Annotated in this window: 15 protein-coding genes; 12 read left to right on the forward strand and 3 right to left on the reverse strand. The window is 62.7% G+C overall.

What is annotated here, in order from left to right; genetic code table 11:
• Window positions 1-13 precede the first annotated feature (13 nt).
• A complete protein-coding gene (locus tag BV82_RS13980) occupies window positions 14-925 on the reverse strand; it encodes a LysR substrate-binding domain-containing protein (protein ID WP_036995640.1) in 912 nt (303 codons plus the stop codon).
• A 192-nt stretch (window positions 926-1,117) separates the two neighbouring features.
• On the opposite strand from BV82_RS13980, the gene BV82_RS13985 reads away from it, so the two are divergent.
• Window positions 1,118-1,333 (forward strand): hypothetical protein, encoded by a 216-nt coding sequence (locus BV82_RS13985; RefSeq protein WP_010226049.1) that lies wholly within the window; start codon window positions 1,118-1,120, stop codon window positions 1,331-1,333.
• On the opposite strand, the gene BV82_RS13990 is transcribed toward BV82_RS13985, so the two are convergent.
• On the reverse strand, window positions 1,330-2,037 hold the full coding sequence (locus BV82_RS13990; RefSeq protein ID WP_010226050.1) for an MgtC/SapB family protein: 708 nt from the start codon (window positions 2,035-2,037) through the stop codon (window positions 1,330-1,332). The two genes, BV82_RS13985 and BV82_RS13990, sit on opposite strands and share 4 nt — an antisense overlap.
• A 463-nt stretch (window positions 2,038-2,500) precedes the next feature.
• Between BV82_RS13990 and BV82_RS13995 the strand changes: the two genes are divergently transcribed.
• From BV82_RS13995 to BV82_RS14030, 8 genes are all read left to right on the forward strand, one after another.
• A complete protein-coding gene (locus BV82_RS13995) occupies window positions 2,501-4,648 on the forward strand; it encodes an FUSC family protein (protein ID WP_036995639.1) in 2,148 nt (715 codons plus the stop codon).
• Window positions 4,638-4,838, forward strand: coding sequence for a DUF1656 domain-containing protein (locus BV82_RS14000; protein ID WP_010226052.1), 201 nt, complete (start codon window positions 4,638-4,640; stop codon window positions 4,836-4,838). The genes BV82_RS13995 and BV82_RS14000 overlap by 11 nt, the downstream gene beginning before the upstream one ends.
• 3 nt (window positions 4,839-4,841) lie before the next feature.
• Window positions 4,842-5,783: an HlyD family secretion protein gene (locus tag BV82_RS14005; protein WP_036995638.1), complete on the forward strand. Its 942-nt coding sequence runs from the start codon at window positions 4,842-4,844 to the stop codon at window positions 5,781-5,783.
• Window positions 5,784-5,837: 54 nt separating this feature from the next.
• Window positions 5,838-6,302, forward strand: a complete 465-nt coding sequence (locus BV82_RS14010) for a sterol desaturase family protein (protein ID WP_010226054.1) — start codon at window positions 5,838-5,840, stop codon at window positions 6,300-6,302.
• A 138-nt stretch (window positions 6,303-6,440) separates the two neighbouring features.
• On the forward strand, window positions 6,441-6,917 hold the full coding sequence (locus tag BV82_RS14015; RefSeq protein ID WP_010226055.1) for a RidA family protein: 477 nt from the start codon (window positions 6,441-6,443) through the stop codon (window positions 6,915-6,917).
• Window positions 6,914-7,831, forward strand: coding sequence for a pyridoxal-phosphate dependent enzyme (locus BV82_RS14020; RefSeq protein ID WP_036995637.1), 918 nt, complete (start codon window positions 6,914-6,916; stop codon window positions 7,829-7,831). The genes BV82_RS14015 and BV82_RS14020 overlap by 4 nt, the downstream gene beginning before the upstream one ends.
• Complete coding sequence (locus BV82_RS14025; RefSeq protein ID WP_036995635.1) at window positions 7,832-8,641, forward strand: AraC family transcriptional regulator; 810 nt, start codon at window positions 7,832-7,834, stop codon at window positions 8,639-8,641.
• A 134-nt stretch (window positions 8,642-8,775) separates the two neighbouring features.
• Window positions 8,776-10,761, forward strand: coding sequence for a hypothetical protein (locus tag BV82_RS14030; protein ID WP_036995633.1), 1,986 nt, complete (start codon window positions 8,776-8,778; stop codon window positions 10,759-10,761).
• A 49-nt stretch (window positions 10,762-10,810) separates the two neighbouring features.
• Here BV82_RS14030 and BV82_RS14035 read toward each other — a convergent pair whose 3' ends face one another.
• Entirely contained in the window at window positions 10,811-11,704 is an 894-nt protein-coding gene (locus BV82_RS14035; protein ID WP_036995631.1) for a bile acid:sodium symporter family protein, read from the reverse strand.
• 127 nt (window positions 11,705-11,831) lie between these two features.
• Between BV82_RS14035 and BV82_RS14040 the strand changes: the two genes are divergently transcribed.
• The 3 genes from BV82_RS14040 (at window position 11,832) to BV82_RS14050 (ending at window position 15,648) form a co-directional block, all read left to right on the forward strand.
• Entirely contained in the window at window positions 11,832-12,713 is an 882-nt protein-coding gene (locus BV82_RS14040; RefSeq protein WP_036995630.1) for a Dyp-type peroxidase, read from the forward strand.
• Window positions 12,714-12,737: 24 nt separating this feature from the next.
• A complete protein-coding gene (locus BV82_RS14045; RefSeq protein ID WP_036995629.1) occupies window positions 12,738-13,487 on the forward strand; it encodes a carbon-nitrogen hydrolase family protein in 750 nt (249 codons plus the stop codon).
• A 259-nt stretch (window positions 13,488-13,746) separates the two neighbouring features.
• Entirely contained in the window at window positions 13,747-15,648 is a 1,902-nt protein-coding gene (locus BV82_RS14050; RefSeq protein ID WP_036995628.1) for a potassium transporter Kup, read from the forward strand.

Consider the following 15,648-nt stretch of genomic DNA (forward strand, 5'->3'; position numbering starts at 1 on the left):
ATGCTGTTGAACCCTAAGCCAGCCACGCGGCAAACTGCTCCTTGCAGTAATCGACAAACAGCTGCGCAGGCTTGGTCAGTTGCGCACGCTTGAGCCAGCCAGCCACCAGCGCCGATCCGGTGACATCTTCGGCAATCTCCACGCAGACCACCTCCTGGCCATCATAGGTGCTATGGCCATGGGGCTTGGTCACCAGCAGGGCAAAGCCAAAGCCCTGGCCCACCATGCCGCGCACCATCTCGATCGATGGCGAGCTGAAGACGATGTTGGGGTTCAGTTGCAGCTCTTCGAAAATACTCACGAAATAGGTTCGGCTGGGCTGCACGTCGAGGAGGATCATTGGCTCCAGGGCCAGGTCACGGATCGACACCTGGGCCTGCCCGGCAAAGCGATGGCCGGCCGGCACCAGCGCATAGGGGCGCTGCGGGGCGGTCAGGGCTTCGACTTCGATGGTGCTGTCCAAATCGTGCTCATAGAAGATCGCCAGGTCGAAACGCCCGCCGGTCAGGCCTTGCACCAGTTCCTGCTGCTCGCCGTCCTGCAGGCGGATCTCCACGCCCGGGAAGCGCTGGCGAAAGCCGGCGATCAGGCGCGGCAGGTAGAGCGGGGCGACGGTCTCGAAGCAGCCGATGTCGATCTGGCCACAGACCACGTCATTGTCGGCCAGGGCGTTCTGTTCGAACTCGCGGGCCATGCGCAGCAGTTCCTGGGCCTTGCGGTAGAAGCGTGCACCACTTGGGGTCAGTGAAACGCCCTGGGCGTGATGGCGGATGAACAGCTGTACGCCGAAGCTGTCTTCCAGGCCCTTGATCGCCGTGGAGATCGACGGCTGGGCGATGTACAGCTTGCGCGACGCCTCGGCGACGCTGCCGCATTCAACGGTGGTGACGAAGTACTTCAACTGACGCAAGGTATAGGACGCCACAGTGCACCTCTGGCTGATTATTTTGCTACACGATACCCCTTGATCAGCTGGGTGCTGCAGCGGATTTTACTTGCCACTGGGCATATTTTTGCGGGCCTGCCGTTGATCGCCTGGACGGCACTGCAGGCACTCAAAACACCTCGAAACTGTACGGTGCGCATACTTTTGCGCCGCTATTGCGAGGTAGTTGTCATGAGCCAGCCACGTCCCGAAAGTGATCCCCTCTGGAAGGATCCACTTAACAACCCGCAGCGCGAACATGACCCGGTCAGTGACCCCAACGTAGCAGATGACCGGCAACGGCGCGACCCGTCCCAGGACATCGAGCGCATGCCCGATGCCCCGTCGCTGGACGACCCCCTGCCCAAGCCTGATCAGCCCACCCCGCTGTCGGACGATCGCCGTTAATCGGCCGTGAGCTCCTGCACTTGCCAACGCACCGAGCTCACGCCTTTTTCCAGACTCACCCGGCTGACCAGGCGTTCAAGCTGGGTGGGCGCATCGGGGCTGCCCATCAGTTCGGCGCGCACTTCCAGCTTGGCCGGGTTGGCCAGGTCTTCACTGTGCAGCGACTGCAGGCGCAGACCGCCGTTGCCGAAGCTGTGCAGCATCAGGCTGCGCACCTGGATCTCGTCCTCGGCGCGACAGGTGATGCGCACTTCAAAGCGCTGCTCGGCCTCGTTGGCCGGCAGCACGTCCTGATGATTCAGGCGCTGGGCGATGTCGCGCAGCAGGATATTGGCGCACAGCACCACGCAACTGCCCAGCGCGGCCTCCAGCAGCAGGCCCAGGCTGCACAGCACGCCAACGGCCGCGGTGCACCAGAGCGTGGCGGCGGTGTTCAGGCCGCGCACGTTGAGGCCGTCGCGCATGATCACGCCACCGCCGAGAAAACCGATGCCCGAGACCACATACGCGGCAACGCGCGAGGCATCGGTCGCGGCCATGCCCGGCACCGCCTGGGTCATCAGCACGAACAGGCAGGCGCCGGTGCTGACCAGCGCGTTGGTGCGCAGGCCGGTCAGGCGCTGACGCAGTTGACGCTCGGCGCCGATCAGCGCCCCGAGTACCAGCGCGACGGTGACGCGCAGCAGAAATACTTTCCAATCCATAGCAAACCTCGAATCCACGGCAATGCGCCGCTTTGGCATCGACCCCAAAGGTGATACTCGTGAACAAAGAGAATGCGCAGGACCACGAACCTTCAACACCATTGAAGGTGCCAGGTGTGCGGGAGGGGGAATGAGGATTTGTCATCCGCAAGGGATGCGAATCGCCACTAACCGCCATGTTCGGCGTGCCAGTGGCAGAAGCAACCTGCTGAACTAGCGCGCCGTGTGGACCTGTCGCAATCGACCAGAGCTACTGTCCAATGCAGGACTCCTGTGTAGGCATGCAAAAATGCGGGCGAGAAACTAACCCTCGGGCCTGGCAGGGTCAAGGGTAAAAACATGACATTTGTTGTTTGATAGCGGTTTATCGTTCCGGATTTGCAACGCTCTGGGTCATGTCGTGGTCTTTCCCTGGAGCGCTTATATGGCTAGTGTTCGCTGAAAGGACTTTCGAGAGACCGGTGTGCAACCATTGATCAATTACTGGCGGCTGGTGCTGCATCCGGGGGCAGACACCCTGCGCTTCGCCCTGCGGACCATCGTCGCCTGCCTGTTGACCTTGTACCTGGCGTTCATCTTTGACCTGGACCAACCCAAGTGGTCGATCATGGCGGTGTTCATCGTCAGCCAGCCGCTGGGCGGCATGACCTTGCAACGCAGCTTCGCCCAGGTGCTCGGCACCACCCTCGGGGCGGCGGTGGCGGTGCTGATCATGGCGCTGTTCCCGCAGGCGCCGTTGCCGTTCATCATCACCCTGGCGCTGTGGCTGGCCCTGTGTACCGCCGGCGGTACCTTGTTGCGTTACACCAGCTCGCATGCCTTCGTGCTCAGTGGTTTTACCGCCGTGGTGGTGGCGATGCTGGCGATCCCCGAGCAGGACAACACCTTGATGCTGGCCATTACCCGGGTCACCGAAACCCTGCTGGCGGTGGCCTGTGTGTGTGCGGTCAGCCTGCTCAGTGCGCGGCCGCAGGCGGTGGCCACGGGGTACTTTGCCAAGATCGACAACCTGATCAAACTCATGGCCAGCCATGCTGCGGCGGCGATTCGCGGTGAGCAAAGCGCTGCCGAGTTCACCAAGCGGCAGATGCAGATCCTTGGTGAGATCAGCGCCCTGGAAGGCCTGCGCCGGCACCTGTACTTCGATGCGCCGCATTTGCGCGGGGCCAACGGCCTGGTGCAGCTATTGGGCAACCAGTTGGTGCTGCTCAGCTCGCGGCTGACGGTTTTGCGTAACCAGAAGCTGATGATCGCCGAGCGTTGGCAGGGCAGTTACCCGGAGTTCATCAGCCGCCTGCTGGCCGATGAGCTGGCCTTTCTCGACCAGTTGGCGCAGCAGGGCCGTGCCTTGCCGGCACCGGCCCGTGAGCATTTCAGTGCCCTGCAGCGGCGCTTCGACCAGGCCGCGCTGCAAGCCGAGCAGCTGCAAAGCGACCTGCCAACCCCATTGCGCTCGCTGGCCTGGGCCTTGCGCTGGGAGCAAGCGCGGTTGCTTGAACAGCTGGGGGAAATGCTCGAACTCAGCGATGCCATTCAGGAAGGCCGTGCCGGCGACTGCCTGTACCGCCAAGGGCGCACCAACCCTTTGCACCTGGACTGGCGCCTGGCGGCAATGAATGCCAGCCGCGCCTTTATCGCCCTGGTCGCTGCCGGGCTGATCTGGATCGAGACCGCCTGGGACGGCGCCCGCGCCGGAATGATCCTGGTAGGGATTCTGTGCTCGCTGATGGCGACCTTTCCGCGCCCGCTGATGGCCGCGCAGAACTACGCCCGTGGCCTGGGCCTGGCGCTGGTGGTGTCGGCGCTGTACCAGTTCTGGCTGATCCCGCAGGTGGTCGACTTCGAAATGCTCGCGCTGTTGCTGGTGCCGTTGCTCTATGTGGTGGCGGTAGGGTTGTCGGGGCCGATGACCGCGGGGATCGGCATGGGCCTGGGCCTGTCGAGCTTTTTGCTGTTCGGCCCGCAGAACATCGGCGCCTGGCAGAACACCGCGATGCAGTGGTTTGAATTCGCCGGTGCCTATGCCTGTGGCGCGGCGCTGTCATTGATGGTGTATGCGTGGATATTCCCGTTCAACCCGCAGTTGCGCATCGAACGGCTGTTTCGCGAAACCCGTGAACAGGTCTATGCCTTGCTCAAGGGCCCGGCCTCGGATGAACGCCAGTTCGCCTTCGAAAGTCGCATGGTCGACCGCCTGACCCTGATTATCGGCCTGCTGCCGGCCACAACGGATGCGCGTTCGCGGGCGCTGTTCGAGGTCAACCTGGCGTGCATGGCCTTGGGCGTGGCCTTGCGCCAGTTGCAGGAGCAGGGCAGGGTCAACCCGTTGCTGCCGGAGGCAATGCGCACCCAGCTTGAGCAGGTGTTGCGCAATACTGGCCGGTACATTGCCGGGCGTACTGCGCTGGTGCTGCCAACCTTGCTGCAGACCCTGCAGGACCTGGGTGAGCGCCTCGACAACCTGCACGGCGAACAGCTGCAGGCGCCGGCCGAACAGCTACGCTCGCTGTTCCGGATCCGTGTGGCCTTGCTGGTGATCGCCGGTTTCTTGCGTCACTACAGCTCTTATCTTCAACCTGCAGATGAAGGAGCCCCGGCCCTTGCCCATTGATTTCGAGATTGGCGGCGTCTACCTGCCACCGATTGCCCAGGCGTTGCTGCTGGCTATACCGCTGTTGATTGCCGTGCTCTGGCTGCTGCAAAAGCTGGGGGTCATGCAGCGGGTCTGGCATCCGGCCCTGTTTGAAGGCGCGTTGTACGCCTGCCTGTGCGCGTTGATCATCCTGTACATGGGGAGCTGAACCTTGAACAAACTTGTCGCCCAGGTCTCGACCCTGGTTGTGGTGGTGCTGGCGCTGGTGCTCGGCTGGTTTGCCTGGGAGCATTACACCCGCGCGCCCTGGACCCGTGATGCACGGGTGCGCGCCGACGTGGTGACGCTGTCGGCGGATGTCGCCGGGCGTATCGTCAGCCTCAAGGTGGCGGACAACCAGCACGTCGACAAGGGCGAGCTGCTGCTGGAGATCGATCCCGAGCGTTATGCCCTGGCGGTTGAGCATGCCCGCCGCGCCATCGAGGTGGCGCGGGCCAGCGAAGGCCTGGCCCAGGCGGCGATCATCTCCAGCCAGGCCCTGCTCAAGCAGCGCCAGAGTGAGGAACAACGGCGGCGCACCTTGAAGCAGGGCTTTGCCATCTCCGGTGAAGAATGGGAAAAATCCAGTACCGACGTTGCTGTGGCCCAGGCCGAACTGATGCGTGGCCAGGCCAACCTGAGCCTGGCCAGCGCCAACGTGCAACTGGCCAGCGCCGCCCTGACCCAGGCGGAACTGGACCTGCAACGCACGCGCATCTATGCGCCGGTCAGCGGTTATGTGACCAACCTGCTGACCCGCCAGGGGGATTACGCCACCGCCGGCGGGCCGCTGCTGGCGCTGGTCGATAGCGGCTCGTTCCACATCAGTGGCTACTTCGAGGAAACCAAGCTGCCGCGCATTCATCAGGGCAGCAAGGTAGACATCGCATTGATGAGCGGCGAGCGCTTCCAGGGCTGGGTGCAGAGCATCGCTTACGCCATCACCGACCGCGAAAACGCCCCCGGTAACCGCCTGCTGGCCAATATCAACCCCAGTTACACCTGGGTGAAACTGGCCCAGCGCATCCCGGTGCGCATTGAAATCGACCCGGCTTATGCCGGCAAGGCCGACCTGCGCGCCGGTACCACGGCGACAGTGACGGTGCGCGAGTAGGGCCGAGGTGGTAGGCTTTGCGGCGTTTTTGCCAACTCACGCGAACCTGAGCGCATGATCCTCAACCTTGTTGTATTTCTCTGCACCCTGACGGCCATGGAGGGCATCGGCTATCTGGCGCATCGCTACATCATGCATGGCTGGGGCTGGTTCCTGCATCGCTCGCACCATGAACCGCACCTGGGGGCGCTGGAAACCAACGATGTCTACCTCCTGGCCTTGGCCCTGATCGCCTTTGCCCTGGTCGCGCTGGGCAGGGCCGGGCATGCGCCGCTGCAGTGGGTGGGGGCGGGGGTGGCAGCGTTCGGGGTGATCTATGTGATCGTCCATGACGGCATCGTTCACCGGCACTGGCCGTTCCGGCCACGGCCGCGCAACCGTTACCTCAAGCGCCTGTACCGCGCGCATATGCTGCATCATGCGTTGAAGGGGCGGGACAACAACGTGTCGTTCGGCTTTCTCTACGCGCCGCCGCTGCGCAGGTTGAGGCAGCAGCTGCGGGCGCGGCAGCGCGGCTGAGATTTTCGCTGGCAAGGCCGGCTCCCACAGGGGATCTGTGCACGCCGGACCTGCCAGCGATCGAGCGCAATTTCATACAAGATTCCCACAGCCCAGTAGCAGTAGGCTGGCCAGGTTCCCTCCTCAAGGCCACCTGCCATGTCCGTATCCCCTCATCAGCGCCTGGAACAACTGGGCATCATTCTCACGCCGCCCAGCCCACCGGCCGCCGCCTATCTGCCGTGGGTGCAGAGTGGCAACCTGCTGTTCATCTCCGGTCATATCGCCAAACACAATGGCGCCCCCTGGGTTGGCCAGCTCGGCCGCGAACTGGACACCGCCAGCGGGCACCTCGCCGCGCGCAGGGTTGGCCTCGACCTGCTCGCGACCTTGTTCGCCGCCACCGGCGACTTGAACCGCGTGGCCAAAGTGGTCAAGCTGCTATGCCTGGTCAACAGCTGCAGTGACTACACCCAGCAGCATCTGGTCGCCGATGGCTGCTCTGAATTGTTCGAAGAAGTCTTCGGCGAGCGCGGCAAGCATGCCCGCAGCGCTTTCGGGGCCAGCCAGATTCCGCTGGGCGCCTGTGTCGAAATAGAACTGATCGTTGAATTGACCAGTGGAGAAACCTTATGAGCCTGCACATCGAAACCCCGCTGGTGGCCTCACGCCCGTTGAGCCTGGCCAGCGGCCTGGACATCTGGCTGAAGCTCGATGCGCTGCAGCCGTCCGGCTCGTTCAAGTTGCGTGGCATCGGTGCCGCCTGTGAAGCCTATGCCAAGCAGGGCAAGCGCCGCTTCGTGTCGTCGTCGGGCGGCAATGCCGGCATCGCCGTGGCTGTTGCCGGGCGCATTCTGGGCCTGCCGGTGACGGTAGTGGTGCCAGAGACCACCACCGAGCGGGCCAAGCAACTGATTCGCCAGGAACAGGCCGAGGTGATCGTGCACGGCAAGGCCTGGCACGAGGCCAATGCCCTGGCGCTGTCGCTGATGGGCGAGGACGACGCCTATATCCATCCGTTCGATGACCCGCTGCTGTGGCAGGGCCATGCGACCATGATCGACGAAGTCGCCGCCACCGGTTTCAAGCCCGATGCCGTGGTGGTCGCAGTCGGTGGCGGCGGCTTGCTGTCCGGCGTCTGTGAAGGCTTGGCGCGCAACGGCTGGGGCCAGGTGCCGGTGTTTGCCGTCGAGACCGCCGGCGCCGCCTCGCTGGCAGCCTGCATGGCGCGCAAGCAACTGGTGGCGCTCGATAGCGTCAATACCGTTGCGACCTCGCTGGCGGCCAAACAGGTGTGCCAGCGGGCGTTCGAGTGGAGCCAGCAGCGACCGGTGTACAGCCATGTGGTCAGTGATCAGGCGGCGCTGGAGGCCTGCGAGCAGTTCCTGCTGGACCAACGCATCCTGGTCGAGCCCGCCTGCGGTGCAGCCCTGGCCCTGGCATATGCGCCAACGGCAGCACTCAAGCAGCACCAGAAAGTGCTGGTGATCGTCTGTGGTGGCGTGACCGCGACCCTCGACCAGATCCGCCAATGGCGGGCGGCCTGCTAGTTGGATAGCGTCGTCCACCAGGCCCCCGGGCATCCAGGCGTGCGCCTGATCGATGCCCGCTACCAGCAATTTGCCTTTCCCCGGCATTTTCACCTGGAGTACCACATCGGCCTGATCGTCACCGGCCAGCAGCGTTACGCCGCCGGCGGCACGCGCCAGCTGGCCGGGGCAGGGGACATCCTGCTGATGGCGCCGGAGCATGTGCACGATGGCGCCAGTGCCGATGACCAAGGCTACAGTATCCGCATCCTGACCCTGGACCCTGCCTGGCTGGCCGAGGTCAGCCGTGACCTGAGCGACGGCCGCCAGGGCCTGCCCAGTCTCAATGCCTTGCAGTTGCGCCACCCGCAACTGCAGCAGCTGCTCGACGGCCTGCACCGGCAACGCGACCCGCTGGCGTTCCAGAGCCAGCTATGGGAGGCCCTGGCACTGTTGCTCGGGCTGGGTTCGACGCTCAAGGTCGGCGAACACGGCCAGGGTTTCGATCCGCTGCGTTGGCGGCAACTGCGTGATTGGCTGGAGTCGCGCCTGGACCTGCCGCCAAGCCTGGAAGAGATGGCCGCCTTCACCGGCCTCAGCCCCTGGCAACTGCTGCGCCGCTTTCGCAACCATTGCGGCCTGCCGCCGCAGCAATGGCTGACCCAGCTGCGCCTGGAGCGGGCCCTGCCCAGGGTACTGGCCGGCCAGCCGTTAAGTGCCATCGCCCTGGACCTGGGCTTCTACGACCAGGCCCATTTCAGCCGGCTGTTCCGCCGCACCTATGGCGCGCCGCCGCGCGGCCTGGCGCAGGGTAAAGCCCCCCGCCAATAATGGCTAGTTGACATGTGCGCGCCAGGACTGAACTATACCCCGCTTCGCTCGGCGCCAGACGCCACCTCTCGGAACTTCTTTTGCGTCGATAACTTCCCGCTCTTCGGGAGGCACCCGCTGTCTATGGAATGAGTATGCGTACACTGCTAACCGGACTTACTTTCTGCCTGGTAATCCTTGCCTCTCTGGCCAGCGCGGCACCCGCGGCTAATCAGAACCAGACCCAAGCGCTTCAAGAGCAGGTGCGCACACTGCAAAACGAGGCGATCATCCTCAAGAGCGTCATCGACAATCGCCTCGACGCGCAGGACAAGCGCATCGGTGATGTCGGCTTGTCCATTGCGGGCCAGGCCAACGCGATCGGGGAAATCTCGAACCTTTCCACACTGGTTGGCATCGGTATCACCGTGATCGTCGCAATCATTGCCACCATCGCCGGTCTGCTCGTGTACTTCACCGCCAAGAATCAAGCGGTCACCGAGGCCAAAGAGGCTGTTGAGCAGTGGCTTAAAGAGCATACCGAAAGCCTTCAAGACGAGATTAGTGCGCTCAAGGTTAAAGTCGCACAGGCCCATCGGGAAATTGATCAGCACACCTCCGATGCCAAGAATCACGCTGATGAGCTGAAACATTTCATCGAGGAAACCCGCAACAAGCATGATCAGGAAAACCAGAAGATTTTTTCTCGAGAGGGCCATAAAGACCACCTCTTGCAAAGCGCAAACGATGACAGAAGTGCCGTACTGCAAGTCAGCGAGGCATTGAAGTCTAAAGCGGAGAACGACTTCACCGCTGAAGACAACTATGCGCGCGGGCTCAGTGAACAGCTGGGTAAACACTACGAGTCGGCCTTGTATTGGTTCGATAAAGCGTTGGAGAAAGGGAAGGTCGAAGACATTTCACCAGAGCGCTTTGTCGATTTCCTCTTGAGGCGTGCGGAATCACTTTCAGAGTTGGGGCGTAGTGATGAAGAAATTGCCGTATACGATGAAATTGATCGTTTGTACGGGGATGCCGAGGGGGCGTGGCGAGCACAGGTTGCCAGCGCACTGGTCAACAAAGGTATAACGCTTGCGCAACTCGGTCGCCGGCAAGAAGAAATCGCTGTTTATGACCGTGTCGATCAACGCTATCGCGGCGATTCCGATCCCCATGTGCGCGAGCAGGTCGCCAGGGCGCTGGTTAACAAAGCCTCCAGCCTTGATTGGCTTAACCGCAGCGATGAGGAGATCAGTGTGTATGAAGAAATTGATCGACGCTTCGGCCAGGATAATAACGATGCGTTGCGTGCACTGGTTGCCACCGCACTGTTCAACAAGGCACTGACCTTGGGCCAGGTTGAGCGCAGTGACGAAGAAATCGCCACCTATGAAGTGATCAACCAGCGGTACGGCAGTGACGATAATCCTAACCTGCGTGAGCGTGTTGCCCGTTCCCTCTATAACAAAGCGATTGTTCTAGGGCAGCGCGGCGACAGTGAAGAAGAACTCAAGACCTATGACCTGATCGACCAGCGATATGGCCGGGACAATAGCCCTGAAATACGTGAACAGGTCGCCACGGCATTGGCCAGCAAAGCCTATCGACTGAACCAGTTAGGTCGCGGCGAAGAGGCAATTGCCATCTACCAGGACGTGGATCATCGATACAGTAACGACAAGGCGCTCCCTGTGCGCATCGCGGTTGCCAAGGCATTGATTTCCAAAGGTGCAAGGCTCAATGAACAGGGACGCATTGAAGAGGCTATCAACGCCTACGCATTGGTCGAAGAGCGTTACGGCAAGGATGAAAACGTTGAGCTTCGCGAGCGCGTGGCGGTGGCCCTGGTCAACAAAGGTGTCATGCTTGGTAAGAAGGGATCCAGTACTGATGAGATCGCAGCCTATGACGAGGCCATCCGGCGCTACGATCAAGACACCACGCTCGGGCTTCGTGAGCAGGTTGCCAAAGCGCTGTTGTTCAAAGGCATCACATTAAGCACGCTTCAGCGTAAGGACGAGGCCATTGCCCTTTACGAAGACATTGAGCGTCGATTTGGCAACGACACCGATAGCAGTGAGCTATTGCACACTATCGTCGCCCGGGCAGCCTCGCTCAAACAGCACTTGACCCAGCGTTGAAACCGGCTGCTTCAGCGCTGTGTTGGCCTTGAAGCAGCGGGCTTGTCTGTTATTGGTCAGCCACCTCACCGACACTGATATGCTCGCGAGCGCGGCTCACCCACCAGCCAAACCCAGCTGCGGTAAAGAACATGATCAAACTGTAAATCGCCGCCGGTATCGCCATGGTCGAGTTGTTCAGCAGGGTAGGGCTCAGCGCCAGGGCAATCGCCAAGGTGCCGTTGTGAATGCCGATCTCCATGCCGATGGCAATCGCCTGACGTTTGGGGATTTTCAGCAGGCGCGGCAGCCAGTAGCCGATGCTCAGGCTCAACAGGTTGAACAACAGCGCGGCGCCACCTACCACCGGGGCATAGTCGACGACGGTCTGCCAGTCCTTGACCATCGCCAGGACAATCGTAAATACCAGAAACAGTGCGGCAATGATTTTCATCGGCCGCTCCATGCGCGTTGCAAATCCCGGCGCCAGATAGCGAATCAGCATCCCCAGGGCCACCGGCACCAGGACGATGGCAAATACCTGCAGCACCTTGGCAAACTGCAGCGGGATGGCCTGGTCGGCGGCCATGAAGTGCGCCAGCGACAGGTTGACCAGCAGCGGCATGGTCAGGATCGCGATCAGCGAGTTGACCGCCGTCAGGGTCACGTTCAAGGCCACATCGCCATGGGCCAGGTGGCTGAACAGGTTGGCGGTGGTGCCACCCGGCGAGGCCGCCAGCAGCATCAGCCCGACTGCCAGCGCAGGCGCCAGGCCAAAGCCCTTGGCGATCAGAAAGCAGATCAACGGCAGCAGCAGGATCTGGCAGGCCAGGCCAATCAGCACGGGCCTGGGGAACTTCACCACCCGGGCAAAATCGGCCAGGGTCAGGGTCAGCCCCAGACCGAGCATGATGAAGCCCAGGGCAATGGGCAGGAAGGCACTGAGCAAGGGCGATGCAGTCATGGCATAGACTCTTAAAAGGGGCGATGTACGCCAGTGTAGGAAAGGATTTCAATATCCATTACTTATCTTGCGGTTTATGCCCACCAGACAGTAGCATCGCCGCTTTTACCCCAGGACCCGATTCCCGATGCAGTTTCAGCCAGGCATTCTCGCCGCCCCCGTTCCCGCCCAGGCCCGCCACCTGTTTTTCACCTTGCACTCGCCAGCTGCGCTGCCGGGCGTGCTCGATGCGCTGCAGCAACAGGTCGATGGCAGCCGTGTGGTGGCCGGTTTCGGTGCGCCGCTGGTGCAGGCCCTGGGCCGCAGCATCGACGGCCTGCGCGAGTTTCCACGCCTGACTGCGGCGGTCGACAATCCCTGCACCCAGCACCACCTGTGGCTGTGGCTGCGCGGTGAAGACCGCGGCGACCTGTGGCTGCTCAGCCAGGACCTGGAACAACTGCTGGCCGCGGCGTTCACCCTGGCCGAGGCCACCGATGCCTTCCGCCACAAGAGCGGCCATGACCTGACCGGCTATGAAGATGGCACCGAGAACCCGGTGCAAGACGCCGCCATCGACGCCGCCATCCGCTCCAGCGACGTGCCGGGCCTGAACGGCTCGAGCTTTGCCGCCTTCCAGCTGTGGCGCCATGACCTGAATTGTTTCAAGGCATTGCCACAAGCCGAGCAGGACGACATCATCGGCCGCCGCAAGGCCGACAACGAAGAACTCGACGACGCGCCGCAGTCGGCTCACGTCAAGCGCACCGCCCAGGAAAGCTTCGCGCCTGAGGCCTTTATCGTCCGTCGCTCGATGCCCTGGGCAGACGAGCGCGGCGCGGGCCTGGCCTTCCTCGCCTTCGGCCACTCCTTCGATGCCTTCGAAGTGCAGCTGCGACGCATGAGCGGCCTGGAAGACGGCGTGGTCGACGCCCTGTACCGCTTCAGCCGGCCGCTCACCGGCGGCTACTACTGGTGCCCGCCACTGGGCGAGCATGGCCTGGACTTGAGTGCTTTGCTCACGGGTTGAACACCCCTCCTTAAGGATGAAAGCATGACAATGACTGTCGCTTGCGCTCAAACCGTTGCCATTGCCCGGGACATTACGGGCAATGTGCAGCGTCATCTGCAGATGATGCAGTTGGCCGCCGAACAGGGCGTGCAGTTTCTGTTGTTCCCGGAACTGTCGCTGACCGGCTATGAGCTCGATGCCGCGTCCGACCTGGCCCTGGGCACGGACGACCCGCTGCTCGAGCCATTGCGCACCCTGGCCCGTCAACAGGCTATGTATAGCGTGGTCGGCGCGCCGGTGCGTGTGCCCGGCAGCGGCCACGTGCTGCTGGCGGCGCTGATCTTTCGCCCCGACGGCAGTGTCGGTCTGTACAGCAAGCAGCATCTGCATCCTGGCGAGGACCTGGTGTTCAGCCCCGGCAGCGGTGGTGATCTGCTGCCACTGGGGGGCCAACGGCTGGCCCTGGCCATCTGCGCCGATGCCATGCAGCCCGGCCACCCGGCTCATGCTGCCAGGCTCGGTGCGGACATCTATGCGGCGGGGATGCTGATTTCCCACAGGGGCATCGTTGCCGAGAGCCAGCAGATGGCCGGTTATGCCGTCGAACACCAGATGATGGTGATGCTTGCCAACCATGGCGGCGAGACGGGTGGCTGGCAAGCGGCGGGGCAGAGTGCGATCTGGGCCAGGGATGGCGCACTGATCTGCAAGGCGGATGGGGCTGGGGAGTGCCTGGTGGTGGCTCGGCAGGACGGTGCCGGCGCGTGGGAAGGGACTGTGATCGGGCAGTAGATCGATTGCGGGTCAAGCCCGTTCCCACAGTAGATAGGTGTACGCCGGACCTGTGGGAGCTGGCTTGCCAGCGATGAGGCCAGTCCAGCCAGCCCATCAGGTGTTGCCTGGATTACGACCGCTGCGCGCTCGATCGCGGGCAAGTCCCGCTCCCGCAATAGCAGGCCATGCTGAATGTAAGAAAATTTTACGGACTTTTTACGAAGGCCCGTTACGCAGAAAGAGATACTGCCCTGGCATTTCTTCGAGACGTCTGACCGTGAGCCAAGCCGCAACCTCCGCAAACGCCCATTCCCCCGTAAAAACTTCGTCACTTAGCCTGTTGATCGCCGCCGCCGGCGTGGTCTATGGCGATATCGGCACCAGCCCGTTGTACACCCTCAAGGAGGTCTTCGCCGGCCATTATGGCGTGCAGGCCAACCATGACGGGGTGCTCGGCATCCTCTCGCTGGTGTTCTGGTCGCTGATCTGGGTGGTGACCATCAAGTACGTGCTGTTCGTGCTGCGCGCCGACAACCAGGGCGAAGGCGGGATCATGGCCCTGACCGCCCTGGCGCGGCGGGCTGCTGCGCCGTACCCGCGCTTGAGCCGGGTGCTGGTGCTGCTCGGGCTGTTTGGCGCGGCCTTGTTCTACGGCGACAGCATGATCACCCCGGCGATTTCCGTGCTGTCGGCGGTGGAGGGGTTGCAACTGGCCTTTGACGGCATCGACCACTGGGTGGTGCCCCTGGCGGTGGTGGTGCTGGTGGCGCTGTTTCTGATCCAGAAGCATGGCACCGCACGCATCGGTATCATTTTTGGCCCGGTCATGGTGCTGTGGTTCAGCGTGCTGGGCGCGCTGGGGGTGTACGGCATCGTCCAGCGCCCGGAAGTGCTGCTGGCGATGAACCCGGCCTGGGCGGTGAACTTCTTTATCGTCCACCCGGGCATGGGCGTGGCGATTCTTGGCGCAGTGGTGCTGGCCCTGACCGGTGCCGAGGCGCTGTATGCCGACATGGGCCACTTTGGCCGCAAGCCGATTGCCCGCGCCTGGATCCTGCTGGTGCTGCCGGGGCTGGTACTCAACTATTTCGGCCAGGGCGCGCTGATCCTCGGCAACCCCGAGGCGGTACGCAACCCGTTCTACCTGCTGGCTCCGGACTGGGCGCTGCTGCCGATGATCGCCCTGGCCACCCTGGCGACCATCATTGCCTCCCAGGCGGTGATCTCCGGCGCCTTCTCGCTGACCCGCCAGGCGATTCAACTGGGTTACGTGCCGCGCATGTTCATCCAGCACACCTCCAGCCAGGAACAGGGGCAGATCTACATCGGTACGGTGAACTGGGCGTTGATGGTCGGCGTGGTGTTGCTGGTGATCGGCTTCGAGTCGTCCGGCGCACTGGCGGCGGCCTATGGCGTGGCGGTGACCGGCACCATGCTGATTACCACCTTGCTGTCCTCGGCGGTGGTCTTGTTGCTGTGGAAGGCGCCGCGCTGGCTGGCGGTGCCGTTGTTGCTGGGCTTCTTGCTGGTCGACAGCCTGTACTTTGCCGCCAACGCACCGAAGATCTTCCAGGGCGGCGCGTTTCCGGTGATCGCCGGTACTGCCTTGTTCATCCTCATGACCACTTGGAAGCGCGGGCGCAAGATCATCGTCGAGCGCCTGGACGAGTCGGCCTTGCCGCTGCCGCTGTTCATCAGCAGCATCGCCGCGCAACCGCCGCACCGGGTGCGGGGTACTGCCGTGTTCCTCACCGCTCGGGCCGATGCCGTGCCCCATGCGTTGCTGCATAACTTGCTGCACAACCAGGTGCTGCATGAGCGGGTGGTGCTGCTCACCGTGGTCTCCCAGGACCGCCCGCGGGTACCGGCGGCGCAGCGCTTCGAAGTGCAGGGTTTTGGCGAAGGCTTTTATCGGGTCAACCTCAACTTCGGCTTCATCGAGGAGCCCGACGTACCGGCCGCGCTGCAACTGTGCCACCTCGAAGAGCTGGACTTCAGCCCGATGGTCACCACCTACTTCCTCAGCCGCGAGACGGTGATCCCGACCAAGCGCATCGGCATGGCGCGTTGGCGTGAGGCGCTGTTTGCGTTCCTGCTCAAGAACGCCAACAGCAACCTCAAGTACTTCAACCTGCCGCTTAACCGGGTGATCGAACTGGGCACCCAGGTCGAGATGTAA

The sequence above is a fragment of the Pseudomonas donghuensis genome (assembly GCF_000696345.2).
Taxonomy (GTDB): domain Bacteria; phylum Pseudomonadota; class Gammaproteobacteria; order Pseudomonadales; family Pseudomonadaceae; genus Aquipseudomonas; species Aquipseudomonas donghuensis.